We start from the raw sequence: 25,754 nt of genomic DNA, 5'->3' as shown, positions 1-25,754 counted from the left end.
CCGCCACGGCGCTTCCTCCGCGCCACCCCCGAGCGAGCACTGCAGCCGGGGGAGCACTGCGGCCGGGACAGCTGCTGCACCCAGGGAGCGCGGTGTGGCCGGAAGACGTCCGGCGCCTAGGAGATCTGCAGTCCGCCGTTGATGTCGTACGTCGCCGCGGTGATGAATCCGGCGTCCTGGCCGACGAGGAACGCGAGGAGCGCGGCCATGTCCCGCACGGTGCCCACCCGGCCGACGAGGATGTCCTCGGACATGCCCGCCTTGCGCTCGTCGCTCAGCGTGCCGCCCATGATGTCGGTGTCCACGGGACCGGGGGCGATGCAGTTCACGGTGATCCCGTGCTGGCCCATCTCGCGCGCCACCGCCCGGGTGAAGCCGATGATCGCGGCCTTGGACGCGCTGTAGGCCACCTTGGAGTAGGTCCCGCCGCCGCGCTGGGCCGAGATCGAGGAGACGCTGACCACTCGGCCGACCTTGCGCTCGATCATGCCCGCCAGCACGCGCTGGGTGACCATGAACGTGCCCGTCATGTTGATGGCGAAGACCCGGTCCCACGCCTCCCGGGTCTCCTGCATGAACTCCGTGGGCGAGCTGATGCCCGCGAGGTTGACGAGGGCCACGATCGGCGGGAGCTCCGCCTCGACCCGCGCCACGGACTCGTTCACGGAGTCCTGGTCGGACACGTCCGTGCGCAGCCCGAGGGCCTGCACGCCGTGCCGGCCCGCGATGTCCTGCGCGGCCCCGGCGGCGGCGTCACCGTCGACGTCGAGGATGGCGACGTGCCAGCCCTGGCTCGCGAGCAGGTCGGCGGTGGCGCGGCCGATGCCGCGCTCGGAGGCGGCGCCGGTGAGCACGGCGGTCCGCTCGGCGGGGAAAACGGTGGTCTCGGTCATGTCAGTCATCTCCTGTGCTGTCGGGTGCAGGTTCGGGTGGGAGTTCGGGTGCGGGCTCGGGTGCTCGGCCGGGGAGCGGGCCGGCGCCGGGACCGGGGTCGGCCCCGCCGCCGATGTAGTGCGCGTAGTCGGCGTAGGTCTGGTCGATGTGGGCCTCCATGGCCTTGCGCGCCGCCTCGGGGTCGCCGGTGCGGATGGCCGCCAGGACCAGCCGGTGGTGCTCGAGGGCGTGCCGCTGGACCTCGGGGAACGCCGAGGTCGCCCGGCGCTCGGCGTAGAGCAGCTGGGAGAGCTGGGCCAGCAGGACGGGGACGAACGGGTTGCCCGAGCCCCGGAGGACGGCGTCGTGGAAGGCCATGTCGGCGCGGGTCACCCCGTCCAGGTCCTGCGTATCGTGCGCGTCCTCGAGGTCCCGCACCGCGGTCTCCATCGCGGCGAGGTGCTCCGGGGTGACGTGCACGGCCGCCAGCTCCGCGGAGCCGGTCTCGACCATGCGCCGCACCTCCAGCAGCCGCAGCGCCACCTGGTGGGAGGTCGCGCCCCGGGAGGCCGCCTTCAGGATCGCCTCGAGTCCCGTCCACGCGTCGGGCGGGTTCACGTAGCTCCCCAGCCCGCGTCGCACGTAGACGATGTTCTGGGCCTGGAGCGCCTTGAGGGCCTCGCGGACGGTGAGCCGGCTGACGCCGGAGACCCGGGCGATCTCGGCCTCGGGGGGCAGCCCCTCGTGCGGACCCACCTCGCCCTCGAGAATGCGCTCGAGCAGCTCCTCGGCGACCGACTCGACCAGCGACTTCCTAGCCATCGGCACGCTCCTCCGGGACGGCCCACACGGGGGGATCGGGGAGCCCTCCGACTGCTGTGGTCACGACGCGCACCACCTCTTGTCAGATGTCATATGTGTGATTAGCCTCACATGAAGCGCCGGTCTCGTCAATTGCCGCGGCCGGGCGTCCCCGCCCGGCCGACCCACCTCACCGAGGAGCCGATCACCGTGGATCTGCAACTACTCCTGGCCCTCGTGCTGGGCATCGCCACCATCATCGTCCTGGTGCTCCGCACGCGGCTCGACGCGTTCGTGGCGCTGCTCATCGCGGCCCTGCTGACCGGCGCCGTCGCCGGCCAGGCACCGCTCGAGATCGTCGACGCCATCACCACCGGCTTCGGCAACACCCTCGCCTCGATCGGCATCGTCATCGGCCTCGGCGTCGGGATCGGGAAGATCCTCGAGGTCTCCGGCGCCGCCAACTCCCTGGCGCACGCCTTCCTGCGCGCCTTCGGCAAGGGCCGGGAACCCTGGGCCCTGGGCAGCGTCGGCGCCCTGGTGTCCATCCCGGTGTTCTGCGACTCCGGCTACGTGATCATGAACCCGCTCGCCCGCTCGATCGCCCGCGTCGAACGGGCCGGCTACGTGACGCTCGCCCTCGCGCTGGGCTGCGGAATGACGCTCACCCACCACCTCGTCCCGCCCACCCCCGGCCCGCTGGCCGTGACCGGCATCCTCGGCGCGGACCTCGGCGCGGTCATCCTCGCCGGTCTGGTGTTCACCGTGCTCCTGCTGCCGATCGTGGTCTTCTACGCCCGGTGGATCGGCCCCACCCTCGAGCCCAAGGTGGAGGAGCACGTGCGCGAGGCCGTCTACGGCACCGTCGCGACCGCCGGCGTCGGCGGCAGTGTCGGCAGCAGCGGCGGCAGCGGCGGCGGCGGCGGTGCCCACGCCACGGGCACGGCCCTCGACGACGGCCCCCGGGACGACCTCGACGCCGAGGCGGCGCAGCCCCCCGCCGCCGACCCGTCGGCGGATCTCGGCCGGCCGCCGGAGGGCGCCGAGCCCCACCGGGTCGGCGCGTTCGTCGCGTCCCTGCCGCTGCTCGTGCCCCTGGTGCTGATCATCGCCAACACGGTCACCGGCGCGATCGACCAGAACACCCAGGGCGTGATCGGCGGGGACGAGTACGAGCCCTCCGCCTGGGCGGTGCCCTTCGCCTTCGTCGGCAACCCCGTGGTCGCCCTGGTCATCGGGATGATCCTGGCCCTCTACGTGCTCCTGCCCCGGTGGAGCCCGCGGACCAAGGCGCACGGCTGGTTCGCCGAGGCCGCGGCCTCGGCCGGCCTGATCCTGCTGATCACCGGCGCCGGCGGCGCGTTCGGCCAGGTGCTGCGCAGCTCCGGCGTGGGCGACGCCCTCGCCGAGGCCGTGGCCGCGACGCCGCTCCCGGCCTTCCTGGTCCCGTTCCTCATCGCCACCCTCGTGCGCATCGCCCAGGGCTCCGGCACGGTCGCGATGATCACCGCGGCCTCCGTGACCGCCCCGCTCGTGGGCAGCCTGGGCATCGACCCCGTGGTCGCCGTCCTCGCGTGCACCGCCGGCTCGATGTGCTTCAGCTACTTCAACGACTCCTACTTCTGGGTGGTCACCCGCTTCACGGGCCTGCAGGGACTGGACGCGCTGCGCGGCTGGTCCGGCATCACCACTGCGGTCTGGGCGGGGTCCATCCCGCTGCTGTTCGTCCTGAACCTCATCCTCGGCTGATCCCGCGGCCGGCCCGGAGCTCCCGCACGGGCGGGGGCGGCGCACTCCCGGTGCGCCGCCCCCGCCCGTGCCCGTGCCCGGAGCACGACCGTCCCCGTTGCGCAGCGGGTCCCCGGTGGCACACTGGGCGGTGGGCAGCGCTGCGACCACCCCGGGGCGCGATCCCGTGAGGTCCTCCGTCCGCGTCCCGAGAGGTTGCACAGTGCTCACCAACGCGTCATCCGCCACCGGCCGGCGCGCCCGTCTCGGGTTCGGCTTCCTCGGCGTGGTGCTGATCGCCGTGAACCTGCGGGTGGGCTTCGTGACCGTGGGCCCGCTGCTCGAGGAGATCAGCCGCGACCTGGGCATCTCGGCGGGGCAGGCCGGGCTGCTGACCGGACTGCCGCTGGCCATGTTCGCCCTGTTCTCCCCCGTGGCCCCCGCGCTGGCCGCCCGGACGGGCCTGGACCGTGCCCTGTGGCTGTCGCTGCTGCTGCTCGCGGCCGGGATCGGGGGGCGCTCCGCACCGATCGAGGGAGCCGTGTGGGTGGGCACCGCGGTGGTCGGCATCGGCATCGCGTTCCTCAACGTGCTGCTGCCCTCGCTCGTGAAGCGGGAGTTCCCGGCGCGCGTGAGCCAGGTGACGGGGGTGTACACGTCGATCCAGGGTGCGGTGGCCGCGGCCGGATCGGCGCTCGTGGTCCCGATCGCCCACGCCGGTCCGGCCGGGTGGCGTCTCGCCCTGGGGGTGTGGGCGGTGCTCGCCGTCGTGGCGCTGGTGGTGCTCGCCCCCGGGCTGCGGGGCGGGCCGTCCGGCTCCGGCGTCCCCGTGCCGGCGCCGGGTCCCTACCGGTCCCCGTGGCGGTCCGCCCTGGGGTGGCAGGTCACCCTGTTCATGGGCCTGCAGTCGGTGGCGTTCTACGTGCTCATGGCCTGGCTGCCCAGCATCGAGCGCAGCCACGGCGTCTCGGCGACCGCCGCCGGGACCCACATGGCCCTGTTCCTGCTGATCGGGATGGGGTCCAGCCTGGGCACCGGTGCGCTGATGCACCGGGTGGGCGACCAACGGCCCGTGGCCTTCACCGGCGGCGCACTGGCGCTGGTCACCTTCGCGGGACTGGCCGCCGCACCGGAGCTGACGCTGCTGTGGATCGTGCTCGGGTCGATCGGCTGCGGCAGCCTCATCGTCGTCGCGCTGTCCCTGTTCAGCCTTCGCGCCGGAGACCACCGGCAGGCGGCGGCCCTGTCCGGGATGGCCCAGTCCGTGGGCTACGCCATGGCCGCGATCGCCCCGGCCGTCTTCGGTGCCCTCTACGACGCCGGAGGGCGGTGGGAACCGCCGCTGCTCCTCATGGCGGGGCTGATGGTCGCGCTGTGCGTCGTCGCCCTCTTCGCCGGTCGCGACCGCGTCATCGGGCAGAGCGGCTGAGCACGGCCGGACCGACCACCGACGCCGAGCACGGCCGGGCCGCCCGACGCAATCCAGCGGGATCCCCTGGCGGCCCGGCGACCGGTCCCCCTAGCCTGGACGGACCGGTGCGACCGTGACCTGCAGCACACTGGGGGACGCTGCGCGGACGACCCGGCGGGACCTGGGAGCGACGGGGAGAGGCCCCGACGCCACCGAGAGAAACCGAGAGCGACCCAGAGCGACCGAGAAGGGTGATATCGCGGACGACCGTCCACCTGTGCCGACCGAGACGTTCCACGATTGACGATCCATCAATGGGGGAATCCGAGATGAAGCACGCAACGACATCACGACTGGTCGGCGGCGCCGCCGCGGTGGCGCTCGCCACCGGGACCGTCGCCGCCACGGGCACCGCCGCCCATGCCGCGGCCCAGCCCTATTTCACCTACACCAACGGCTGGCGGGTCGACCTGCACGAGCGGGCACTGGCCGACGTCGACGGCGACGGCAACGACGACATCGTCGGCTTCGGCAACCAGGGCACCTACGTGGCCCTGGGCCGGGACGACCGGACGTTCGGCGCACCCGAACGGGAGCTCACCAGCTTCGGCGTCCAGCAGGGCTGGCAGGTGGGCGAGCACCCGCGGGAGCTGGCCGACGTCAACGGCGACGGCAGAGCCGACGTCGTCGGCTTCGGCAACGCCGGAACGTACGTCTCCTACGGCCGGGCCGACGGCGGCTTCACCCAGCCGGAGCTGGAGCTGAGCTCCTTCGGCACCGACCAGGGGTGGGACGAGGACCAGCACCTGCGGGCGCTCGGGGACCTCAACGGCGACGGCAGAGCCGACATCGTGGGCTTCGGCAACGCCGGCACGTACGTCTCCTACGGCCAGGACGGAGGCGGCTTCACCGCGCCGCAGCTGGAGCTGAGCTCCTTCGGCACCGACCAGGGATGGAACGAGGACCAGTACCCGCGGGTGCTCGGTGACGTCGACGGCGACGGGATCGAGGACGTCGTCGGCTTCGGCGGCGCCGGCACCTACGTGGCCTACGGCCGGGCCGACAACACGCTGTCCGCGGCCGAGCTGAAGGTGGAGAACTTCGGGTACCAGCAGGGCTGGCGGGTCGAGCAGCACCCGCGGGCGCTCGGTGACGTCGACGGCGACGGGATCGAGGACGTCGTCGGCTTCGGCAACGCCGGCACCTACGTGGCCTACGGCCGGGCCGACGACAGCGTCACGGACGCGAGCCTGGACGTGCGCAACTTCGGCCGGGACCAGGGCTGGCGGGTCGGGATGCACCCGCGGGGACTGACCGACGCCAACGGCGACGGCCGCGCCGACATCGTCGGCTTCGGCAACGCCGGCACCTACGTGGCCTACGGCCGGGCCGGTGGCGGTTTCACCGACGGGGCGCTCCGGCTGCGCGAGTTCGGCTGGGACCAGGGCTGGCGGGTCGAGTACTACCCGCGGGAGCTGGCCGACGTGAACGGGGACGGCCGCGCCGAGGTCGTCGGCTTCGGCTACTCCAACACCATCACCGAGATGCTCTGACGTCCCTGCGGGTGCCGCCGCCGCAGCCCGGGGTCCGCGCGGCGGCACCTGCAGGTGCGGTGCTGCGCCGCCCGGCCCCGGGAGCCGGGCGGCGCACCGGTGGGAGCAGCCGGGCCCCGGACGGCCCCGAGACGGATCAGGCCGTGCGGTGCGAGGCGAACCAGTGCTTGACCGGGGCCTTGAACGCGGTCACGAGCCACAGGACGTTGACCACGACCAGCAGCAGCCCGAGGACCAGCAGGACGATGCCGGATCCGCCGTAGGCCAGGGCGCCGAGGACGCCGATCAGCGTCCCGATCACGCTGAGGATGGACAGCACGATGCCCAGCACCCGGGCCCAGTTCTTGCCCTTCTTGAGGAACACGTAGACCAGGGCGTAGAGACCCAGCGCGATGACCAGCGTCACGATGCCGGAGATCAGCGCAACGCCCCCGGTCTGCTCGGCCACCGCGATCTCCTCGGCGGAGAGCCCCATCTCCCGGTACCGCTCGGTCAGGTCCACGCTGCTCGTGACGACCAGCCCCACGATCTCGTTGAGGAGGTAGAGCCCCGCCGAGACGAGGGTCAGGGTCAGGAGCCGCTTGACCTCCGGCGGGGCGGCACCGGGCCGGCCGGCCCCGTACTGGTCGCCCGTGGCCTGGTACTGGGGCGGGCCGCCGCGGGCGTCGTCGGGGTGCGCGGAATACGGGTCACTCATGGGAATCTCCTCCGGAAGGACGGGAACGGAACGGGAATCGCCCTCTCATCCTCCCCCGCGGTGTGCGAATGCACCTCCGTCTGGAGACCGAGGCGTGTCCCCGCTCCCTCTCGTCCTCGGCACGCTCGGCGAGGCCCCGTGCAGGTCGGTGCCCGCTGTCTCCTGCCACAGGTCCCGGCGCGCATCGCGTCCGGCTCGGGGACCAGGTGGCGGGACAGTCCCAGGATGAGCGCCCAGGTCAGCTCCGCCGGCGGCTCCGAGCGGCTGGGCGCCCCGGAGACCACGGCGTCGCCCATCCGGGTCCGGTTGCAGTATCGGCGGGCCGCGTCCTGGTCGTCGTCGCGTCGACCAGGACCACCGCCGCGCCGAGCACCATGACGAGAGCGTCGACCTGCTCGATCGCGCCGATCAGGATCTTGCCGATGACCATCAGCTCGTGCGGGTTGCCGGTGTTCTCGTCGACGAACGGGGTCAGGCCGCGAGCCTCGCGTAGACCACGTAATTGTCGTCGAACAGTCCGGTGGCGGGGTCGTAGCCGTCGCACGTGATCAGGCGCAGCTCCGCCCCCGGGGTGTCCCCGTAGACGGCCGCTGTGGGGAAGGCGTTCTTGGCGTACTGCTCCCCGCGGTCGACGACGAACACCGCCGTGCTGCCGTCCGCCCGCGCGATCTCCACGGTGTCGCCGGGAGCGAGGCCGCGCAGCCCCGCGAAGACGCCGGGCCCGCCGTCGGTGGCGTTGACGTGACCCAGGAGGACGGCCGGCCCCCGCTCTCCCGGCGTGGGCGAGGCGGTGTACCAGGAGGCCGGGGCGCCGGGATGGGTCGGCGGCACCTCGAGGGACCCGTCCGGGCGCAGGCCCAGGTGCAGCAGCGCGGAGGACGACCCCGCGGCGGGAATGCGCACGGACACGGGCGCGGACTCCCCCAGCACCGGCGGCAGGGCCTCCGGCGCCGGTGCGACAGGGGGCTCGGGAGCCGTCGTCGCGGGAGCCGCCGTCGGAGAGGGCGGGGACGAGGTCGGGGCGGACGCCGTCGACGACGACGGGGCCGCTGGCTGCGCGGGGGCCTCCCCCGCGCAGCCGCTGAGCAGCAGGAGGACGACCGCCGCAGGGACCAGACGGCCCCTGCGGCGGTCGGCGGTCGGATCCGTCACGGGGATCGGCTCCTCCGGTCGGTGCGGTCTACGCCCGGCCGGCGCTGCGCCGGCGCACCGTCACCGCGGCACCCGCGGTGACCAGGGCCAGGCCGCCGGCGAGGACGAGGCCGCCCGCCGCGGAGTCCTCCGGCACGACGGCACCGGTGTCGGCACCGCCCACCGGCACCTCGCCCACCTGGGTGTACGGGTCGACGCCGGGCACCTGGCCGGGCTGGGCGTCGGGTCCGGGGCCGGCGCCGGGGATCCAGTCGACGATCGTGTGGGTGTACCCACCCGATTCGTTCTCCACCGGGATGCGGGTGGGATCGTAGGTCCACTCGGTGCTCTCGCACACGATGCCGTCCCCGTCGTCGTCGACGAGGCTCGTGCTGTAGCTGACCGAGCCGACGGGGATGTTGTAGACGCCGTACTGGTTGGCCGTGGTGCAGTCGGTGAAGACCATCGGATCGCCCGGTGCGGCCGTCGCGGGTGCCGCAGCCAGGGCCGTGAGCCCGATCGCCGCCGCCACTGCCACGCCCGCTGCACTGTTCTTCATGGTGTCCCTCGATTCTGGGAGTGCTGGTTTGCATCCGCATCGTAAGCAGTTCCCGACTGCAACGTCACGTGTCAAATCGTGATGTCGTCCCGGGCGTGGCGAGATCCGTCCGATCTCCGCCGGAAACGGGGCATTCGCACTCTGACCGGGTGCATCGAGACGCATCGTGCGCGATTCATGACGCGGGCGCGGAGCCTCTCGGTCCCCCACCATCCCCCCGGCCCGGGACAGGGCGGAGCCAGGTCCCGGACGTCAGCCCGCTCGCGGCGGCCTCGTCGAGGACCAGCACGGTCCGGGGATGGAACTGCAGCACCGACGCCGGGCACCGGGCGGCCACCGGACCCTCCACGGCGGCGGCGACGGCCGCCGCCTTGCGCTCCCCCTGCGCGACCAGGACCACCTGGCGTGCCTCGAGGATGGTGCCCAGTCCCTGGGTGAGGCAGCGGGTGGGCACGTCGTCGGGCCCGTCGAAGAAGCGCGCGTTGTCCGTGCGCGTCTGTGCGGTCAGGGCGGCGACGCGGGTGCGGGAGGACAGCGACGAGATCGGTTCGTTGAAGCCGATGTGGCCGTTGGTGCCGATCCCCAGGATCTGGAGGTCGATGCCGCCGGCCGCGGCGATCTCCTGCTCGTACTCCGCGGCGGCCGCCTCCAGGTCCGGGCGGGAGGCCTCCGGCACCCGGACCCGCGAGGACGCCAGGCCCCACGGACGGGCGATCTCCCGGTCCAGGTAGGCGGCGTAGCTGCGCGGGTGACCGGGTGCGAGGCCGACGTACTCGTCGAGGGCGAAGCACGTGAGGTGGCTCAGCTCGAGCGTGCCCTCCGTCCGCCGCCGGGCCAGTTCGCGGTAGATCCCGACCGGCGACGACCCGGTGGCCACGCCCAGCACCATGCCGGGTTCCGCCGCGATCCGGGCGGCGACCAGGTCTGCCGCGTAGGTGGCGACGTCCACGGCGGTCGGCACGACGACGACGTCCATCCGGCGCTCCTCCCCTGGGCTGGAGGACTCATTCTCCTCGGACCGGCGAGCGGGGATCCAGGGGCCGGCCGGCCGGAGCCAGCTGGGCGACCGCGTGCCGGACCACGGCGCCGAAGTCCGGGCCGGCCCCGGAGTGGGCCACCAGCGCCGTCACGTACAGGGCGGCCCACGCGGCGGCCCGGCGCCACACGTCGTCGTCGTAGTGCCCCGTGGCGTCGACGATCGCGCGGAAGGCGGCGCGCTGGTCCGCGTCGAGGGCCAGCCAGGCGCACGAGAGGTCGGAGGCGGGGTCCCCGGCGCAGACGTCCCCGAAGTCGATGAGACCCGCCAGCCGCCCGTCCCGGTGCACGAGGTTCCAGGGATGCGGATCGCCGTGCAGCCAGACCGGCGACCGTGGCCACGGGGCGGCGCGCAGTCCGTCGTCGACGACGGTCCGGAGCCGCTCGGCGTGCCGCGTCCCGAGGGCGGCCTCCGTGGCGGGCCAGGGCACCGGGGCGGTGCGGAGCCGCCCGGCGAGCGGCACGCCCCGGTGGGGATTGCGCGGTGCGTCCTCCGGCGCCGGCCGGTGCACCGCGGTCAGCGCCCCCGCCAGGTCCTGCGCGAGACGCCCCCGGCGGGCGACCGGCAGTGTGGCGACGGCCTCGCCCTCGACCCACCGGACCACCGTCCAGGGCCAGGGATACCCGGCGCCGGGCCGGCCGCGGAACACCGGCCGGGGCACGGCGATCCCCAGGGCGGCCAGCGGCGCGCCGGCCACGGCCGTCCACCGCTCCTCGTGGAGCAGGCACCGCACGGCGGCGCGGCGCACCGGCAGGCGCACCGCGTGGGCCGGACCGAGCCGGAACAGCGCGTTGTCCCAGCCCTGCGCCGCCGGCGTCAGCGGCTGCTCCAGCAGCACGCGGAGCTTCTGCGGCAGCTGCTCCTCGAGCAGGCGGCGCACCTGGGCCACCGTGGGCTGCACCTCGACCTCGGGCATCGTCGGCTGTCCTCCCGGGCACGACTGCACGAGCGCACCCTACTCCGGGCGGCGACCCTACGGCAGTCCGTGCGGGACGTCGATGCGCCGGCGGGTCGACGGACGAAAAGATCGCCACCCGGCCGGAGCCGGATGGCGATCTCAGGTCGACGTCGGAGCCGTTCAGCCCCGCGCCGGTGATCTCACGAGGAGATCAGAGCGTTCTCACGCAAGCACGGTGATGTTCGCGGCCTGGGGGCCCTTGGGGCCGTCCTGGGTCTCGAACTCGACGCGCTGGTTCTCCTCGAGGGAGCGGTACCCGCCGGAGTTGATCGCGGAGAAGTGCGCGAACACGTCCTTGGAGCCGTCCTCGGGGGTGATGAAGCCGAAGCCCTTGTCGGCGTTGAACCACTTCACGGTGCCAGTAGTCATGGGGAACCTGTCTTTCTGGGAAACGGAGCGTCCCCGGCGATCGGGGTGCTCGGGCGTTGCGATGCCTGCCAAAACGTCTTCTCAGAAAAACTGCTGCGCCCGGTTTCGGGCGAACTGCTTGAACTGCAAGAACGAAACTTCAACAACTGGTCATGACTGTACAGGTGTTCGGCGAAAAGCACAGTGACGGACCCCACGTGCCCGCGATCGCACCCGGCGACGCCGCGAGCGTTCCCACGAGCGCGCCCGATCCCTAGGCTGTGACCATGGCCACACCAGGAACCCGCGCCCGGCCCACCGTCAACTCGGACATGGGGGAGGGGATCGGCCTGCACCGTTTCGGCAACGACCCGGAGCTGCTGCAGATCGTGGACCTCGCCAACGTCGCCTGCGGCTTCCACGCCGGGGACCCGGACATCATGTCCGCGACCGTGGCCGCCGCCGTCGCCCACGACGTCGCGATCGGCGCCCACCCCTCCCTCCCCGACCAGTGGGGTTTCGGGCGCCGCGCCATGGTGCTCACGCCGGAGGAGGTCGAGTCGCTGGTCCGCTACCAGGTGGGTGCCCTCACCGGCTTCCTGCTCCAGCACGGGGCGGACCTGCACCACCTCAAGCCGCACGGCTCGCTCTACGGGATGGTCGCCAGGGACCCGGCGCTCATGGAACCGGTGGCGGCCGTGGCCGCCGACCACGGCGTGTCCGTGCTCGGCATGGCCGGCACCGCGCACGAGTCCGTGTGCGCCGAGCGCGGCGTGCCGTTCGTGGCCGAGCTCTACGTCGATCTCGACTACGACGCCGAGGGCGGGCTGATCATCCAGCGCACGCCCCACGCCACCGACCCGCAGGCCGCCGCCGACCGCGTGGCCCGGGCCCTCACCGAGGGGATCGTCCGCGCCGAGGACGGCACGGAGCTGCCGATGCGCTTCGAGTCCGTCTGCGTGCACTCCGACGCCCCGGGCGCGCCCGCGGTGGCCCGTGCCGTCCGCGAGGCGATCGACGACCACCGGGTGCAGGACACCTGACCCGCCCGGCCGCGGCACGGCCCACGTCCCCCGCCCCCGTCCCCGTCCCTTCGCCCCCAGTCCTCCGTCCCCAACCCTTCACACCCAGTCCTCCGTCCGCACCCCGAGCCCTCCGTCCCGACCGAAAGGACCCGTCATGGCCGAGATCCAGTCCCCGTTGCCCGGCGTCTTCTACCGCAGCCCCTCCCCCGACAAGGACCCGTTCGTGCAGGACGGTGACCCGGTGGAGACCGGACAGGTCATCGGGCTCATCGAGGTGATGAAGCAGTTCTCGGAGGTCCGGTCGGACGCCGCGGGGACGCTCCGGGCCTTCGAGGTCGAGGACGGCGACATGGTGAACCCGGGCGACGTCATCGCCGTGGTCGCGGAGAGCTGAGCCGTGCCGATCTCCACCCTCCTGGTGGCCAACCGGGGCGAGATCGCGGTCCGGATCCTGCGCTCGGCGCAGGGGCTGGGGCTGCGCACCGTCCTGGCCGTGAGCGAGGTGGACCGGGAGTCGCTGGCGGCGGAGCTCGCCGACGCCGTCGCCGTCGTGGGGCCCGCACCGGCGCAGAAGTCCTATCTGAACGCGGAGGCGCTCGTGGCCGCCGCCCTGGAGCACGGCTGCGACGCCGTGCACCCCGGCTACGGGTTCCTCTCCGAGAACGCCGCGTTCGCCCGCCGTGTCCAGGAGGCGGGGCTGACCTGGGTTGGCCCCTCCCCCGCCGTCATCGACCTCATGGGCCACAAGACCCGGGCCCTGGAGGCCGCCGTCGCGGCCGGGGTGCCCGTCCTCGCGGGCTCGAACGGCCCGCTGGAGGGCGACGACGACGCCGTCCTCGCGCTGGCCCGGGAGGTCGGCTACCCGCTCGTGATCAAGGCCTCGGCCGGTGGCGGCGGGCGCGGCATCCGCCTGGTCCGCGCCGAGGCGGACCTGCTGCGGACCGTCGACACCGCCCGGTCCGAGGCCGGCGCGAGCTTCGGGGACCCCACGGTCTACCTGGAGCGCTTCGTGGAGCGGGCCCGGCACGTGGAGGTCCAGGTCCTCGGGGACGGGCAGACGTTCCTGCACCTGGGCGACCGCGACTGCTCCCTGCAGCGGCGCTCCCAGAAGATCGTGGAGGAGGCCCCCGCCCCGGACCTGCCGGACGAGGTCCGCGAGCGCATCCGGGACTCGGCCGTGAACCTGGCCCGGCTGTGCTCCTACACCGGGGTGGGCACGGTCGAGTACCTCTACGACCCCGTCCGGCACGAGGCGGCGTTCATCGAGATGAACACCCGCCTGCAGGTGGAGCACCCGGTCACGGAGTTCGTCACGGGAGTGGACCTGGTCGCCGAGCAGCTCACGATCGCCTCGACCGGACGGACGGAGCTGCGGCAGGAGGACATCTCCTTCGACGGGCACTCCGTCGAGTGCCGGATCAACGCCGAGGACCCGGAGCAGGGTTTCCTGCCGAGCCCCGGCACGATCAGCCGCCTCGACTGGCCGGAGGGGTCCGAGCACCGCGTGGACACCGGCGTGCGCAGCGGCGACACCGTGGCCCCGTACTACGACTCGCTGCTGGCCAAGCTGATCGTGCACGCCGAGGACCGGGAAACGGCGGTGCAGCGGATGGGTGCGGCCCTGGCCGCCACGCACGTGGAGGGGATCAGGACCACGGTGCCGCTGCTGCGGCGGCTCGTGCTGGACCCGGCGTTCGCGGCCGTGGAGCACCACACCACCTGGATCGAGACCGAGCTGCTGGGCGCCAGGCCCGGCGAGACGCCCAGTGAGACGCCCAGTGAGGGGAACGCACCATGACCGAGACCCTGTACCTGCCCACCGCCCGGTACACGTGGGGAGGTGACGAGTTCCTGTTCGTGGAGTTCGACGAGGCCATGAACCTGACCGCCAACTACCTGGCCACCACCGTGGCGCAGGGGCTCACCGCGCTGGACCTGGACGGCGTCGTGGACGTCTGCCCGGCCAACGCGTCCCTGCTGGTGCGCTTCGACCCGGACGTCCTCGCGGCCCAGGACCTCAAGCGCCGCACGCAGGAGCTCGAGGGGCAGGCCCGCGAGTCCACGCAGTACACCGCCGAGACCCGGATCATCGAGGTCCCGGTCTGGTACCAGGACCCCTACACCGCCGAGGTCGTGGCGCGCTTCCGCGAGGGCTACCACCAGGACCCGTCCGGCACCGACCTCGACTACGCCGCGGAGGTCAACGGCCTCGCCGACGCCGCCGAGTTCATCCGGCGCCACCACGAGTCCCCGTGGCTCGTGTCCATGGTGGGGTTCGTGGCCGGGCTGCCGTTCATGTACCAGCTCGTGCCCCGGGAGCGGCAGCTCGAGGTGCCCAAGTACCTCAGCCCCCGCACGGACACGCCGCCGCTGACGGTGGGGCACGGAGGGTGCTTCGCGTGCATCTACTCCGTGCGCGGCGCCGGCGGCTACCAGATGTTCGGCATCGCCGCCGCCCCCATCTACGACCCCGAGCAGCACCTGCGCGACTTCCGGGACTTCCTGATCCTGTTCCGCCCCGGGGACCTCGTGAAGTTCCGGCCCGTGGACGAGGCCGAGTACCGCTCCATCCAGCAGCAGGTCGAGGACGGCACCTGGCGGTACCGGCAGGCACCCGTGACCCTCGACGTCGAAGCCGCGCTCGCCGATCCCGACACCTACAACCGCACCCTCCTGGAGGCCCTCGATGGCGCTGACAATTGAGCAGCCCGGACTGCTGACCACCGTCCAGGACGAGGGGCGGATCGGGTACTACCACGTGGGCATCCCGCAGGGCGGGGCCATGGACCAGGAGGCCGCGCAGGCGGCCAACAAGCTGGTCGGCAACACCGCCGCCGAGGCCACGCTCGAGTGCACCTACACGGGGCCCTCCTTCACCGTGGACGTCCCGACGACGATCGCCGTGGCCGGGGCGGACATCCCCGTGCTGGTCAACGGCGAGGAGCACCCGGCGTGGCGGCGGATCGAGCTGGCGGCGGGCGACGCTGTGAGGTTCGGCGTGCTCCGCGGCGGCGCCCGGTTCTACCTGGCGGTCCGCGGCGGCATCGACGTGCCGGAGGCCCTGGGCTCGCGCTCCACCTACGCGATCGGACGGCTGGGCGGGATGGACGGCCGGAAGCTGGAGGCCGGGGACGTGGTGCCGGTGGGCGAGCCGACCGGCCTGCTGCCCACGGTCGAGGAGATCCCGGAGCACCTCCGGCCGGCGTTCGGGCGGTCGCTGGAGCTGCGCTTCCTGTGGGGCCTCTACGACCACCTGCTCACCGACGAGGGCCGGCGCCGGCTGGTCGAGGAGCAGTGGAAGCTCACCCCCGTGGCCGACCGCATGGGCCTGCGCTTCGAGGGCCCCGGCGTGGAGTGGGTTCAGCGGGAGCAGCCCTTCGGGGCGGGCTCGGACCCCTCGAACATCGTCGACGCCGGCTATGCCGTGGGCTCCATCCAGGTCCCCGGCGGCACCCAGCCGATCGTGCTCCACCGGGACGCCGTCTCGGGCGGCGGCTACGCCATGGTGGGCACCGTCATCTCCGCGGACATGGACCTCCTGGCCCGGGCCGCCCCGGGCGCGGTGACGAGGTTCCGGGCGGTGTCCATGGACGAGGCGCTGGAGGCGCGGCGGGAGCGGGCAGAGCGGCTGGAGGAGCTCTGGGCGCTGTGACCGGCCTGCGGTCACGGACGACGCGGGCGGAACCACAGCCGCACCGTCCGCTGCCGCCCCGCGCGGCACCGGACGAGGCCGGGCGGCTCCCCCGGGGCCCCGGCCGGCACGACGCCGACCTAGGAGAGCTCCAGCTCCCAGTCCTTGACGTCGGCCAGGGGCGCGAGCAGGCTGCCGTCGAGCTCGGCGAGGGGCTGGCCGCGGCGCACCCGCTGCGGCCAGTCCCGGTTGGCCAGGGCCGCCTTGCCCAGGGCGACGACGTCGGCCGCCCCGTCCTGCAGCATGGACGCGGCCGTCTCCGGATTGTCCAGGTGACCGTTCGCGATCACCGGCAGGCCTGAGTACTGCTCGGCCAGCGCCGCGAGCGACAGCCCCTCGTCCCCGAACGCCGGGGCGGTCGCCCGGTACTCGGTGGTGTGGACGAAGTCGATCCCGGTGGCGCCCAGGGTCGAGAAGATCACCTCCGCCTCGTCAAGCCCGCCGCTCCACCGGTGGTCGTGGTCGCTGACCTTGGCCTGGGAGATCCGGATGCCCACCGCCGTGTCCGGTCCCACGGCGTCGCGCACGGCCCGGCAGATCTCGGCGGCGAACCGCACCCGGTTCTCCGGCGAACCCCCGTACTCGTCGGTCCTGAGGTTGAGGTAGTCGGTGAGGAACTGGTCGAGCAGGTACCCGTTGGCGCCGTGGATCTCGACGCCGTCGAATCCCGCGTCCTTGGCGCGCAGCGCGGCGGCCACGAAAGCCTGACGGACCTCCGCCATCTGCTGTGCCGTGATCTCCGCGGGCACGGGGTACGGGCCTTCACCGCGGTAGAAGCCCAGCTGCTCCCCCTTGGGGGCCACCGCGGACGGGCCGATCGTGGAGTCGACGAACCGGTTGCCCTGGGCCTGGGACCCCGCGTGCATGAGCTGGGCGAAGATCTTGGCGCCGGCCGCGTGGACGGCGTCGACCACCTCGGCCCACGCCTGCGCCTGTTCGTCGGTGGCGATCCCGGGCTGGAACCGGTAGCCCTGCCCGTGGGCGGCGTCGGGGTAGATCCCCTCGGTGATCAGCAGCCCGAAGCCTCCGCGGGCGAAGCCCTCGTAGTAGGAGACCATGCGGTCGGTGGCACGGCCCTCCTCCGTGGCGCTGATCCGGGTCATCGGAGCCAGGGCGACGCGGTTCTCCAGGCGGATGGGACCGATCTCCACGGGGGACCAGAGCGGGGCGAGATCCGGCATGAGCATCTCCTTCGTCAGGGGTTGAGGGTCACGGGGTCGACCGCCGGGGCGGCTTCCGGGCGGGAAGCCGCCCCGGCGCGGTGGTCGTCGCCCGCACTGTCCGGGGGACTGGGGCAGGCTCAGGCGGTGCCGGCGCCGCGCAGCAGCGCCCGCACGAACCGGCCCGCGTCCAGGGGTGGGGCGCTGTGGTGGGTTCCGTCGTCGAGGATCCGCTCGAACTCCGCGCCGCCGTCGTCCGCCGGGGCGCGCCGGTCGACGAGGCGCTGGTCGACCAGGGCGTCGGCCAGGGCCTCGACGTCGGGGAAGACCTGCTGGGCCCCCGTCCGGGAGCCCAGCACCCACTGGTCCCCGAGCACGGTGATCCGCGCGCGGCGCCCCACGCGGCGCCGCAGCTCCGCGAGGACGGCCGGCTTCATCCTGTGGAGGTTGATGTGGGCCGTCGTCGTCGAGACCGCACGTCCTCCGGGGCATCCTGCGCACATCGTGACGTCTCCTCCCGGGCCGGCTACGGCATCACGTCGCCGCTGTTGGGACCCAGCGTCTGGCCGGTGTAGAGGTCACCGCCGGGCGAGGAGGCCAGCAGCAGCGCGGTGGGCGCCACCTCGTGGGCCTGGCCGAAGCGGCCGATGGGCAGCTCCGCCTGCTTGGCGGCCTTCCACTCCTCGGAGAGCCCCTCGATCAGCGGCGTGACGACGGGCCCGGGCGCGATCGCGTTGACGAGGACGTTGTGCTCGGCGAGCTCGAGCGCCATGGCCTTCGTCATGCCGATCACCCCGGCCTTGGCCGCGACGTAGTGGGTCAGGCCGGTCCCGCCCTTGATGCCCAGCTGCGAGGCGATGTTGATGATCCGCCCGCCGCCGCGCTCCACCATGTGGGGCGCGGCCCAGCGCGCCGCGAGGAAGACGCCCTTGAGGTCCACGGCGAGGACCTTGTCGAACGTCGCCTCGGTCATCTCCAGCAGGGGGGTCTCGTCGAGGATCCCGGCGGCGCTGACCAGGACGTCGATGCCGCCCAGCTCCTGGGCCACCCGGTCCATGGCCTGCTGCACGGCGTCACCGTCGGTGACGTCCACCGGCAGGCCGAGCGCGCGTCCGCCGAAGGCTCTGCACTCCTCCGCGACGGCCAGGGCGTGCTGCTCGTCGCGGTCGAGCACGGCGACGTCGGCGCCCTCCCGGGCGAAGAGCAGGGCGATCGCCGCCCCGATGCCGCTGCCGCCACCGGTGACGACCGCTGCCCTGCCGGCCAGTTGCTGTTCCATGTCTGCCTTTCCTGACGCGCTCAGCTCGGCCAGCGGACGGTCAGGCCGCCGTCGACGACGAGCTGCTGCCCCGTGACGTAGGCCGAGTCGTCGCTGGTGAGGAAGCGGATGGTGCGCGCGGCCTCGTCGACGTTGCCGACGCGGCCCCACGGGATGATCGAGCCGGCGGCGTCCAAGCCCTCCCGGCCCAGCGAGTTCACCGGGTCGAGGGACTGCGGGCTCTCGATGAGCCCCGGTATGACGGTGTTGACCCGGATCCTCCGCGGCGCGAGTTCCACCGCCAAGGAGCGGCACAGGCCGATCAGACCGGACTTCGCCGCGGCGTAGTGGGAGTGCTCCTCCCACCCGTAGACGCCACCGGCGATCGACGACGTCGCGACCATCGCCCCGCCGTGGGTCATCCGCGTGCTGCAGGAGCGGAACACGCGCATCACCCCGGAGAGGTCGACGGCCATCATGTCGTCCCACGCCTGGTCGGTCATCTCCGCCAGGACGGCACGGCGCAGGATGCCGGCCGCGGCCACCGAGATGTCGAGCCGGCCGAACTCGTCGAGCGCGGTCTGCGCCAGGGTCTCGGTGTCCTCGAAGCTGCGCACGTCCATGGGGACGGCCGTGCAGCGCCCGCCCGCGGCCTCCACGGCGCGGACCGTCTCGGTGGCGTCGTGAGGGTCGGCCGGCAGATAGCCGATGACGGTGTGGGCACCGGCTCTGGCATAGGCGACCGCCAGGGCCCGGCCGATCCCGCTGCCGCCGCCGGAGATGACGGCGACCTTTCCCTCGAGTCCGTCGTCGCGCATCATGCGATCACCGTCGTCTTCTTGCCGGCGTCGTCGATGGTCCGGGTGCCGGCCATGCACAGCGCCGAGACGAGCAGTCCGCCGGTGCCCGAGACGATCGCGGCCCACTGCATGTCCACCTCGAGGAAGAGCAGAAGGCTGAGCACACCGGAGCCCGCGATGCCGCCGAGCGGCGCCATGACGTGGGCGACGTTGGTGCCCATGCCGCGCACGTGGGCGGGGAAGGACTCGCCCATGTAGAACAGCAGCGCCGCATAGGGACCGGTGAGGAAGAACAGGGTGAGCGCGTACATGGGGAAGACGAACCAGGGCGTGCCCGGGCCCAGGAGCATGGCCAGGCTGACGATGGCACCGGCCAGCCAGCCGATGACCACGGTGCGCTTGCGGGTGATGCGGTCGCCCAGCCAGCCGTGGAAGACGTAGCCGACGAAGCCCACGGCGTTGGCCAGCACGAGGACGATCAGCGCGTTCTCGAAGGTCACGCCCTTCGCCTCCACGAGCACCGTGGTGCCCAGCACGGAGAAGACCTGGATGGCGAACCAGTTGAAGAACCACGCCAGGGCCAGCAGGGTGGTGTGCTTGCGCAGCTCCGGGGTGAAGACGTCCTTGAACCCGGTCTTGTGGTGGCTGCCCTCCTCGAGGTCGTGCTCGGCGGCCAGCCGGTGGGCGCCCTCGACGTCCCCGGCCGCACGGCGCCGCTGCACCTCGCGGATGGCGGCGAACGTCGGGGACTCCGGCAGTCGCGAGGCCAGCAGCGCCACGAGCAGGGCCATGACCGCGGCGACGACGAAGCTCCAGCGCCAGCCGATGATCGGCAGGAGCAGGGCGGACATGCCCGCAGAGACCAGCGCGCCCACGGGCCAGCCGCCCTGCACGAGGGAGTACATGAGACCGCGGTTCTTGGCCTCCTTGTACATCTCGTTGAGGTAGACCGCGTTGACGACCTCCTCGGACATGGAGAACCCGGAGAACGAGCGGATGAGGATCAGGCTGACGGCACCCGCGGCCAGGCCGGTGAAGCCCGCGGCGGCCGCGCCGCCCAGCATGAGGATCACGAGGGCGTTCTTGCGGCCCATGCGGTCGATGATCGTGCCCACGGCGAGGGCGACGATGAAGATGCCGACGTGGGCGATGGTGTTGATCGCGGTGGCCTCGGCGGTGGTCCACCCGAAGTCCTCCGCGATGACCGGCAGCAGCGTGCCGAACAGCGTGAAGTCGTAGACGGAGACGACCCAGGCGACGAAGCAGACGATCGAGACCTTCCGCACCATCTGCGGCGTGACCTTGACGTCCCAGGGCTCGACGGCCGCCAGGGGCCCGTCGGATCCGAGCTTGCTCATGGCTGTGTGCTCCTCTGCACCGGGCGGATCATTGGGCGTTGCGGGGATTGCGGGCGGCGAAGTCGCGGGCGACGTCCTCCATGAAGGCGAACTCCACGCCGTCGTGGCCGGCGATGTGGTCGAAGAGCCGCTCCAGCATCAGCAGGTTCTGCGGCCGGCCGGAGACGTCCGGGTGGATGGTGATCGGGAAGACGCCGTAGTCCATCTCGCGGTAGACCCAGTCGAACTGGTCCTTCCACAGCTGCTCGACGTCGCGCGGGGACACGAAGCCGTGGCTGTTGGGGCTCGACTTGATGAACATCATCGGCGGGAGGTCGTCGAGGTACCACGAGGCGGGGATCTCGATGAGGTCGGTCTCCTCGCCGCGCACCAGCGGCTTCATCCACTCCTTGGCCGAGGCCGCGTCGTAGTCGATCTTCGTCCAGGTGTCCCCGACGCGGACGTAGTAGGGGGTGTGGTCGTCGTGCATGAGCGAGTGGTCGTAGAGGAACCCGCGCTCGAGCAGGATCTCGTTGGTGACCCCGGAGAACTCCCACCAGGGCGCCACGTAGCCGACCGGCTTCTTCCCGGAGCGCCGCTCGATGAGGTCGGTGCAGTAGTCGAGGATCTCGGTCTCCTGCTGACGGGTCATCGCGATGGGGTTCTCGTGGGAGTACCCGTGCACGCCGATCTCGTGCCCGGCGGCGACGACCGCGTCGAACTCCTCGGGGAACGTCTCGACGGAGTGGCCGGGCCAGAACCAGGTCACGGGCATCTCCCGCCGCTGCGCGAGCTGGAGCAGCCGCGGCACGCCGACCTCGCCGGCGAAGAGCCCGCGGGAGATGTCACCCGGGGAGTCCTCGCCGCCGTAGGAGCCGAGCCAGCCGCCGACGGCGTCGACGTCGATCCCGACGGACACGTAGATCTTCTTGGACATGATGTCTCCTCTGGTGGTGGGTGGGTGTTCTAGAGGTGGGCGGCGAATGCCCCGGGGAACTCGGCGGTCGAGGTCCCCAGGGAGATCACGAGGGCGGCGAGGATGCGCGCCTGGAGCGGGTTGAGGTCCCCGGACGGGACGGCCCCGGCCGCCACGAGGTCGATGCCCCCGCCGTTGCCGTAGAGCGGGACCACCGGCCCCCACGGGGCGCGGGTGCTGAGCACCACGGCGCAGCCGGCCTCGACCGCTCGGCGCACGGCCTCCACGAACCCCGGGCCGGCGTTGCCGACGCCCGAGCCGGCGAGCACGACGCCCTGTGCGCCGCTGCGCACCGCGAAGTCGAACAGGTCCGGGGTGGCCCCGGTGTGGGCCGTGATGATCTCGACCCGGGTGCTGCCGAAGGCCTCCGGCGGCAGGGGCAGCGGATCCCGCCGGACCGGTCTGGCCGTGACGACGAGCCCGGCCCCTGCCATGTGCGCCACCTCGGCGCCGCCCTGGAAGGGGTTGCTCGCGGTGGTGTGCGCCTTGCGGGCACCACGGGCGGACCGGACCGTCCCGTCGAAGGAGATCAGCACGCCGCTGCCCCGCAGTTCGGGAGAGGCCGCGGCCAGCACCGCCTCCTCGACGTTGCGCGGGCCGTCCGGGGCCGGGCTGTCAGCCGGCTGCTGGGCACCCGTGAGCACCACGCTCTTCGGGGAGCCGTGCACCAGGTCCAGGAGGTACGCCGTCTCCTCCAGGGTGTCGGTCCCGTGGGTGACCACGACACCGTCGGTGGCCGGGTCGGCCAGCGCGTCCCGGGTGGCCTCGGCGATCGCCCGCAGCTCCTCCAGGGTGAGCCGGTAGCTGCCGGTGGTGAGGACGTCCCGGGCCGAGACGGTCAGCTCGCCGTACTGGTTCCGGGACAGGTCGGCCGCCGTGTCCGTGGCCACGGATCCCGTGGATCCGCCGCCGCGGGACGCGATGGTGCCCCCCGTGCCGAGCAGCTGGACGTGTGCCACGCGCTGCCTCCTTCCCGTGGGGCCGTCCCCGGCCGCCGGGGAACGGATCATGTATGCAAACGAATGCCGCAATCGTTTGCGTAAGCTGTTGTGACCGACCTTAGATCGGTTCCGGTGTGATTGGCAACACATTCACGCAGATTTAACATCGGTTACTGTGTGGAAACAGCGGCGGGAAGGTGGACATGGGCGCACGACCGGCGGTCACTCTGAAGGCTCTCGCGGCCGAGCTGGGCCTCAACCCCTCCACGGTCTCCCGCGTGCTCAACGACCCCCAGGGCCTCGGCTCCAAATGGGCCTCGCCGGACACCACGGAGCGCATCTTCGCGCTCGCGGAGGAGCGCGGCTACCGCAAGAACCCCTACGCGGCCTCGCTGCGCACGGCCAAGTCGCACATGATCGGTGTCGTCGTGCCCCGCCTGCAGGACTACGTGCTGGCCACGATGTACGAGGGCATCGACGAGGCCGCCTCCGAGCACGGCTACTTCACCGTGGTCTCCAACTCGCTGGACGATCCTGCGGCCCACCGCGCCAAGGCGGAGAAACTGCTGGACCGCCGTGCCGACGGGCTGATCTTCGGCGACGCCCTGTTCGACGACTCCTTCCTGGACGAGCTGACCGACCGCGGCGTCGCCTTCACGCTCGTGAACCGGCGCTCCCCGGGACACCGCTCCGTGACCTGCGACGACTACGCCGGAGGACGCATGGTCGCAGAGCACCTCGTCGCCACCGGCCGGAGCACCTTCGGCCTCATCGCGGGCGATCCACGGGCCTCGACCTCGATCGACCGGTGCGCAGGCTTCCTGGACGCGCTCACCGAGCACGGCTTCGGCGTGGACCCGGACCTGGTGGTCCCCGGCGGCTTCGACGCCCCCGCCGGCAGCGTGGCCGCCGCCAAGATCCTCGCCGCAGGACCGCTGCCCGAAGCGGTCTTCGCGGTCAACGACTTCGCGGCGATCGGCGCGCTCGGCGTGTTCGCCCGGGAGGGGATCACGGTTCCCGAGGACATGGCCCTCGTCGGGTTCAACGACACCCCGCTGGCCGGCAGCGTGGGGCTCACCACTGTGCGCTCCCCCATGCACAGCATCGGCCGCCAGGGCTTCGAGATGCTGATGGATGTCCTGGACGGCCGGGACGTGGAGAGCGTCCGGCTTCCCCCGGAGCTCGTCGTGCGCACGAGCGCTTAGCCGCGTCGACCCCTCTGCCCAGCGGCGCACCGCACGCTGTCCGCGCTGACGAGCACCGACGACGACGTCCTGGCCGCTCTCCACCGGCCCGGGCGGAGGACCCCTCCCGGCCGTGGAGCACCGCCCGACGGCTCCCGGGTCGACCCAAGTGGGGACAGTATGAAAATCGATAATTCAATATCGCGGTGTTAGTGTTGATACATCACGCAGGGGGATCAGCCGGGGGGCTGACCATCTCGGTGTGGATCGCGTCGGAGCGACCGGCCGGAAGGCCGAGCAGCACGATGCCGATCATGACGCCGCCGTCCTGGTGGCAGCAGGCCTTGGACCATCTGGTCAGTCGTCGGGGGGCGACTCCGCTGCCACCGGGACGCGCAGGCCACCTCCGCCGCCGGCACGATCCGCCCGGACGCACCGCACCGGCCCACATCGGGCCGGAGTCGCCGCTCAGGCGAAGGCGAAGAGCGGCGGGAAGACCACCACCACGATCGCGGCCCAGATGCCGTAGACCGGCAGGTACCGCGTGTGCCAGCGCTCGAGCACGGTGAACGGCCGCCTGCCCCGCAGGCACCCCGCGGAGAGCCAGGCGCCCCGGACCAGGTGCACCAGCAGCAGCAGGTTCAGCCCGAGCGCGGCGATCTTGTTGGGGCTGAGGCCGAACTCGGCGATCCGGGTCAGCATGGCGGTCAGCATCACGGCGTCGACCGCCAGTGCGGCAGCCACGAGGACCAGCTGCAGGCCGTCGAAGAAGCCGGCCGGCTCGAGCGGGTCCCGGGCGGAGATCGAGTAGAGCAGCAGGGCCAGGACGAGCACGAGGATCGCGTCCATCAGGATGAGCAGCCCGCGGTCGACGTCGACGAGCCCGCCGGCCGTCGTCAGCACGGCCAGGAGGGCCAGCAGCATGACGATCGTCAGGGGCGTGAAGACGCGCGTGAGGACGGGGGCGAGGTTCTCGACGACGTTCTGCTTGGCCTCCACGAGCCAGGCGGCCACGACGAGCGCACCGGGCACGGCGAACGGCAGGATCCAGTCCTCCAGCACCGGCTCCAGGTCGACGCCGACGACCCCCAGCGCCCCGAACGTGAGCCCGATCAGCACCGCGCCGCCCAGGGCCAGCAGCGTGTAATAGATCACCAGCTCGCCGGTGAACCGGACGAAGTCCATCCGCCGGCCGTCGGAGCGCCACCTCCCGCCCACGTAGGCCACCCCGGCCAGCAGCCAGAGGACCACCGGGGCGTGCAGCACGGCGAGCAGCTCGGTGGAGCCGCCGGGGGCGAAGGGGTAGACGTTGAGCACGACCGCCAGCAGCGCGAACGGCACGAGCAGCCCCACGGCCACGCGTGCGGTCAGCCGGCGCTTCCACGCGAAGTACGCGGCGAGGAACGGGAGGACGAGCAGACCGAGGTTGCGTGCCAGCACCACCTCGTCGCCGAGCCAGGCGACGCCCGCCTTCACCGCCAGCCCCGCCCCGACGGCGAGCCCGAGGACGACCCCCAGCTCCCGCCACGGCGGCGCGCCGGTGCCCTCGGGGCCCTCGGGGACGAGCACGAGCTGCTTCCACAGCCGCTCGGAGTGCTCGCGGGCGAACTCGTGGGAGACGGCGTCCAGGTTGCCCATGCGCTTGATCGCCACGAGGAAGGCCTCGTCGTCGTCGAGCCCGGTGGCCCGCAGGTCCGCGACCTGCTCGCGCAGGTGGTCCTCGAGCTCGTCGACGTCGGCCGGCGAGATCGCCTGCCGGCGCTGCACGTAGCCGCGCCACCGGCCGATCTGGGTCTCCTGCTCCGCGTGCAGCTCCATCACGCCCACCGCTCGGTCGCGGTGGGCGGCCGCTGCGCGGTCTGCCACACCTGCCGCAGCGCGTCGGCCACGACGGTCCACTGCTCCTGCCGGTCGGCGAGCGCGGCCCGGCCCGCCGGCGTGATCGCGTAGTGCTTGCGCCGGCGCCCGGCCTCGGACGTGCCCCACGACGAGGACACGTGGCCGAGCCGCTCGAGACGGTGCAGCAGCGGGTAGAGCATGCCGTCGGTCCACTGCATGGATCCGCCGGAGAGTTCGCCGACGCGCTTGAGGATCGCGTAGCCGTACAGGTCGCCGTCCGCCAGGATCCCCAGCACGAGCGGGGTGGCCGAGGCGGCGACCAGGTCCTTGTCGATGCGCATGGCGCCTCCATACCTAGGTCTACTAGGTATTGAACCCTAGCGGTTCTAGGTATCGCAACGATGTGACGGGATGCGGCGACGCACGGCCGCGCGGGCTGTGCCCTGCG

27 protein-coding genes are annotated in these 25,754 nt (G+C 72.5%); 9 read left to right on the top strand and 18 right to left on the bottom strand.

Annotated elements, in window-relative coordinates; genetic code table 11:
* Positions 1–116 precede the first annotated feature (116 nt).
* A complete protein-coding gene (locus tag ACH9D3_RS12420) occupies positions 117–893 on the bottom strand; it encodes an SDR family NAD(P)-dependent oxidoreductase (RefSeq protein WP_396399244.1) in 777 nt (258 codons plus the stop codon).
* Between the two features lies 1 nt (position 894).
* Positions 895–1,695, bottom strand: coding sequence for an FCD domain-containing protein (locus ACH9D3_RS12415; protein ID WP_396411171.1), 801 nt, complete (start codon positions 1,693–1,695; stop codon positions 895–897).
* 189 nt (positions 1,696–1,884) lie between these two features.
* Between ACH9D3_RS12415 and ACH9D3_RS12410 the strand changes: the two genes are divergently transcribed.
* The 3 genes from ACH9D3_RS12410 (at position 1,885) to ACH9D3_RS12400 (ending at position 6,366) form a co-directional block, all read left to right on the top strand.
* Positions 1,885–3,423 carry a GntT/GntP/DsdX family permease gene (locus ACH9D3_RS12410; protein ID WP_396411170.1) on the top strand — a complete coding sequence of 513 codons (1,539 nt, stop codon included), beginning with the start codon at positions 1,885–1,887 and terminating at the stop codon, positions 3,421–3,423.
* 202 nt (positions 3,424–3,625) lie between these two features.
* Positions 3,626–4,831 carry an MFS transporter gene (locus tag ACH9D3_RS12405; protein ID WP_396411169.1) on the top strand — a complete coding sequence of 402 codons (1,206 nt, stop codon included), beginning with the start codon at positions 3,626–3,628 and terminating at the stop codon, positions 4,829–4,831.
* A 311-nt stretch (positions 4,832–5,142) separates the two neighbouring features.
* Positions 5,143–6,366 (top strand): FG-GAP-like repeat-containing protein, encoded by a 1,224-nt coding sequence (locus ACH9D3_RS12400; protein ID WP_396411168.1) that lies wholly within the window; start codon positions 5,143–5,145, stop codon positions 6,364–6,366.
* A 136-nt stretch (positions 6,367–6,502) separates the two neighbouring features.
* Here the strand turns inward: ACH9D3_RS12400 and ACH9D3_RS12395 are convergent, their stop codons facing one another.
* From ACH9D3_RS12395 to cspE, 7 genes are all read right to left on the bottom strand, one after another.
* The gene (locus ACH9D3_RS12395) at positions 6,503–7,063 is read right to left on the bottom strand and encodes a hypothetical protein (RefSeq protein ID WP_396411167.1); all 561 of its coding nucleotides are present in this window, start codon (positions 7,061–7,063) and stop codon (positions 6,503–6,505) included.
* Between the two features lie 238 nt (positions 7,064–7,301).
* Positions 7,302–7,493 carry a hypothetical protein gene (locus tag ACH9D3_RS12390; RefSeq protein WP_396411166.1) on the bottom strand — a complete coding sequence of 64 codons (192 nt, stop codon included), beginning with the start codon at positions 7,491–7,493 and terminating at the stop codon, positions 7,302–7,304.
* A gap of 41 nt (positions 7,494–7,534) precedes the next feature.
* Positions 7,535–8,215, bottom strand: a complete 681-nt coding sequence (locus ACH9D3_RS12385) for a class F sortase (RefSeq protein WP_396411165.1) — start codon at positions 8,213–8,215, stop codon at positions 7,535–7,537.
* A 28-nt stretch (positions 8,216–8,243) separates the two neighbouring features.
* Positions 8,244–8,753 carry an excalibur calcium-binding domain-containing protein gene (locus ACH9D3_RS12380; RefSeq protein WP_396399251.1) on the bottom strand — a complete coding sequence of 170 codons (510 nt, stop codon included), beginning with the start codon at positions 8,751–8,753 and terminating at the stop codon, positions 8,244–8,246.
* A 175-nt stretch (positions 8,754–8,928) separates the two neighbouring features.
* Positions 8,929–9,729: a glucosamine-6-phosphate deaminase gene (gene nagB, locus ACH9D3_RS12375; protein ID WP_396411164.1), complete on the bottom strand. Its 801-nt coding sequence runs from the start codon at positions 9,727–9,729 to the stop codon at positions 8,929–8,931.
* 28 nt (positions 9,730–9,757) lie between these two features.
* Positions 9,758–10,705: a phosphotransferase gene (locus ACH9D3_RS12370; RefSeq protein WP_396411163.1), complete on the bottom strand. Its 948-nt coding sequence runs from the start codon at positions 10,703–10,705 to the stop codon at positions 9,758–9,760.
* Positions 10,706–10,909: 204 nt separating this feature from the next.
* Complete coding sequence (cspE, locus tag ACH9D3_RS12365; protein ID WP_062735542.1) at positions 10,910–11,116, bottom strand: transcription antiterminator/RNA stability regulator CspE; 207 nt, start codon at positions 11,114–11,116, stop codon at positions 10,910–10,912.
* Positions 11,117–11,382: 266 nt separating this feature from the next.
* On the opposite strand from cspE, the gene ACH9D3_RS12360 reads away from it, so the two are divergent.
* The 5 genes from ACH9D3_RS12360 to ACH9D3_RS12340 all read left to right on the top strand — a co-directional run bounded on the left by ACH9D3_RS12360 (position 11,383) and on the right by ACH9D3_RS12340 (position 15,772).
* A complete protein-coding gene (locus tag ACH9D3_RS12360) occupies positions 11,383–12,138 on the top strand; it encodes a 5-oxoprolinase subunit PxpA (RefSeq protein ID WP_396411162.1) in 756 nt (251 codons plus the stop codon).
* A gap of 136 nt (positions 12,139–12,274) precedes the next feature.
* On the top strand, positions 12,275–12,514 hold the full coding sequence (locus ACH9D3_RS12355) for an acetyl-CoA carboxylase (RefSeq protein WP_396411161.1): 240 nt from the start codon (positions 12,275–12,277) through the stop codon (positions 12,512–12,514).
* A gap of 3 nt (positions 12,515–12,517) precedes the next feature.
* The gene (locus tag ACH9D3_RS12350; RefSeq protein WP_396411160.1) at positions 12,518–13,918 is read left to right on the top strand and encodes an ATP-binding protein; all 1,401 of its coding nucleotides are present in this window, start codon (positions 12,518–12,520) and stop codon (positions 13,916–13,918) included.
* Positions 13,915–14,823 carry a 5-oxoprolinase subunit B family protein gene (locus tag ACH9D3_RS12345; RefSeq protein WP_396399259.1) on the top strand — a complete coding sequence of 303 codons (909 nt, stop codon included), beginning with the start codon at positions 13,915–13,917 and terminating at the stop codon, positions 14,821–14,823. The genes ACH9D3_RS12350 and ACH9D3_RS12345 overlap by 4 nt, the downstream gene beginning before the upstream one ends.
* Positions 14,807–15,772: a 5-oxoprolinase/urea amidolyase family protein gene (locus ACH9D3_RS12340; protein ID WP_396411159.1), complete on the top strand. Its 966-nt coding sequence runs from the start codon at positions 14,807–14,809 to the stop codon at positions 15,770–15,772. The genes ACH9D3_RS12345 and ACH9D3_RS12340 overlap by 17 nt, the downstream gene beginning before the upstream one ends.
* Before the next feature lie 119 nt (positions 15,773–15,891).
* On the opposite strand, the gene ACH9D3_RS12335 is transcribed toward ACH9D3_RS12340, so the two are convergent.
* The 7 genes from ACH9D3_RS12335 to ACH9D3_RS12305 form a co-directional block, all read right to left on the bottom strand.
* A complete protein-coding gene (locus ACH9D3_RS12335) occupies positions 15,892–16,992 on the bottom strand; it encodes an oxidoreductase (RefSeq protein ID WP_396411158.1) in 1,101 nt (366 codons plus the stop codon).
* Between the two features lie 119 nt (positions 16,993–17,111).
* Positions 17,112–17,408 carry a hypothetical protein gene (locus tag ACH9D3_RS12330; RefSeq protein WP_396411157.1) on the bottom strand — a complete coding sequence of 99 codons (297 nt, stop codon included), beginning with the start codon at positions 17,406–17,408 and terminating at the stop codon, positions 17,112–17,114.
* An 89-nt stretch (positions 17,409–17,497) separates the two neighbouring features.
* Positions 17,498–18,250 carry an SDR family NAD(P)-dependent oxidoreductase gene (locus tag ACH9D3_RS12325; RefSeq protein WP_396399264.1) on the bottom strand — a complete coding sequence of 251 codons (753 nt, stop codon included), beginning with the start codon at positions 18,248–18,250 and terminating at the stop codon, positions 17,498–17,500.
* 20 nt (positions 18,251–18,270) lie between these two features.
* A complete protein-coding gene (locus tag ACH9D3_RS12320; RefSeq protein ID WP_396411156.1) occupies positions 18,271–19,050 on the bottom strand; it encodes an SDR family oxidoreductase in 780 nt (259 codons plus the stop codon).
* Positions 19,047–20,387, bottom strand: coding sequence for an MFS transporter (locus tag ACH9D3_RS12315; protein WP_396411155.1), 1,341 nt, complete (start codon positions 20,385–20,387; stop codon positions 19,047–19,049). Before ACH9D3_RS12315 ends, ACH9D3_RS12320 begins: the two co-directional genes overlap by 4 nt.
* Positions 20,388–20,415: 28 nt before the next feature.
* Entirely contained in the window at positions 20,416–21,303 is an 888-nt protein-coding gene (locus tag ACH9D3_RS12310) for a polysaccharide deacetylase family protein (RefSeq protein WP_396411154.1), read from the bottom strand.
* 29 nt (positions 21,304–21,332) lie between these two features.
* Positions 21,333–22,301: an asparaginase domain-containing protein gene (locus ACH9D3_RS12305; protein ID WP_396411153.1), complete on the bottom strand. Its 969-nt coding sequence runs from the start codon at positions 22,299–22,301 to the stop codon at positions 21,333–21,335.
* A 185-nt stretch (positions 22,302–22,486) separates the two neighbouring features.
* On the opposite strand from ACH9D3_RS12305, the gene ACH9D3_RS12300 reads away from it, so the two are divergent.
* Positions 22,487–23,488, top strand: a complete 1,002-nt coding sequence (locus ACH9D3_RS12300) for a substrate-binding domain-containing protein (protein WP_396411152.1) — start codon at positions 22,487–22,489, stop codon at positions 23,486–23,488.
* Positions 23,489–23,935: 447 nt separating this feature from the next.
* On the opposite strand, the gene ACH9D3_RS12295 is transcribed toward ACH9D3_RS12300, so the two are convergent.
* A complete protein-coding gene (locus tag ACH9D3_RS12295; protein ID WP_396411151.1) occupies positions 23,936–25,285 on the bottom strand; it encodes a permease prefix domain 1-containing protein in 1,350 nt (449 codons plus the stop codon).
* Positions 25,285–25,647, bottom strand: coding sequence for a helix-turn-helix transcriptional regulator (locus ACH9D3_RS12290; RefSeq protein ID WP_396411150.1), 363 nt, complete (start codon positions 25,645–25,647; stop codon positions 25,285–25,287). Before ACH9D3_RS12290 ends, ACH9D3_RS12295 begins: the two co-directional genes overlap by 1 nt.
* Between the last annotated feature and the right edge of the window lie 107 nt (positions 25,648–25,754).

It is taken from the genome of Kocuria kalidii, assembly GCF_044462225.1.
GTDB classification, from domain to species: Bacteria; Actinomycetota; Actinomycetes; order Actinomycetales; family Micrococcaceae; genus Kocuria; species Kocuria kalidii.
The sequence above is the reverse complement of the archived record's forward strand: the minus strand, read 5'-3'. Positions and strand labels throughout refer to the sequence as shown.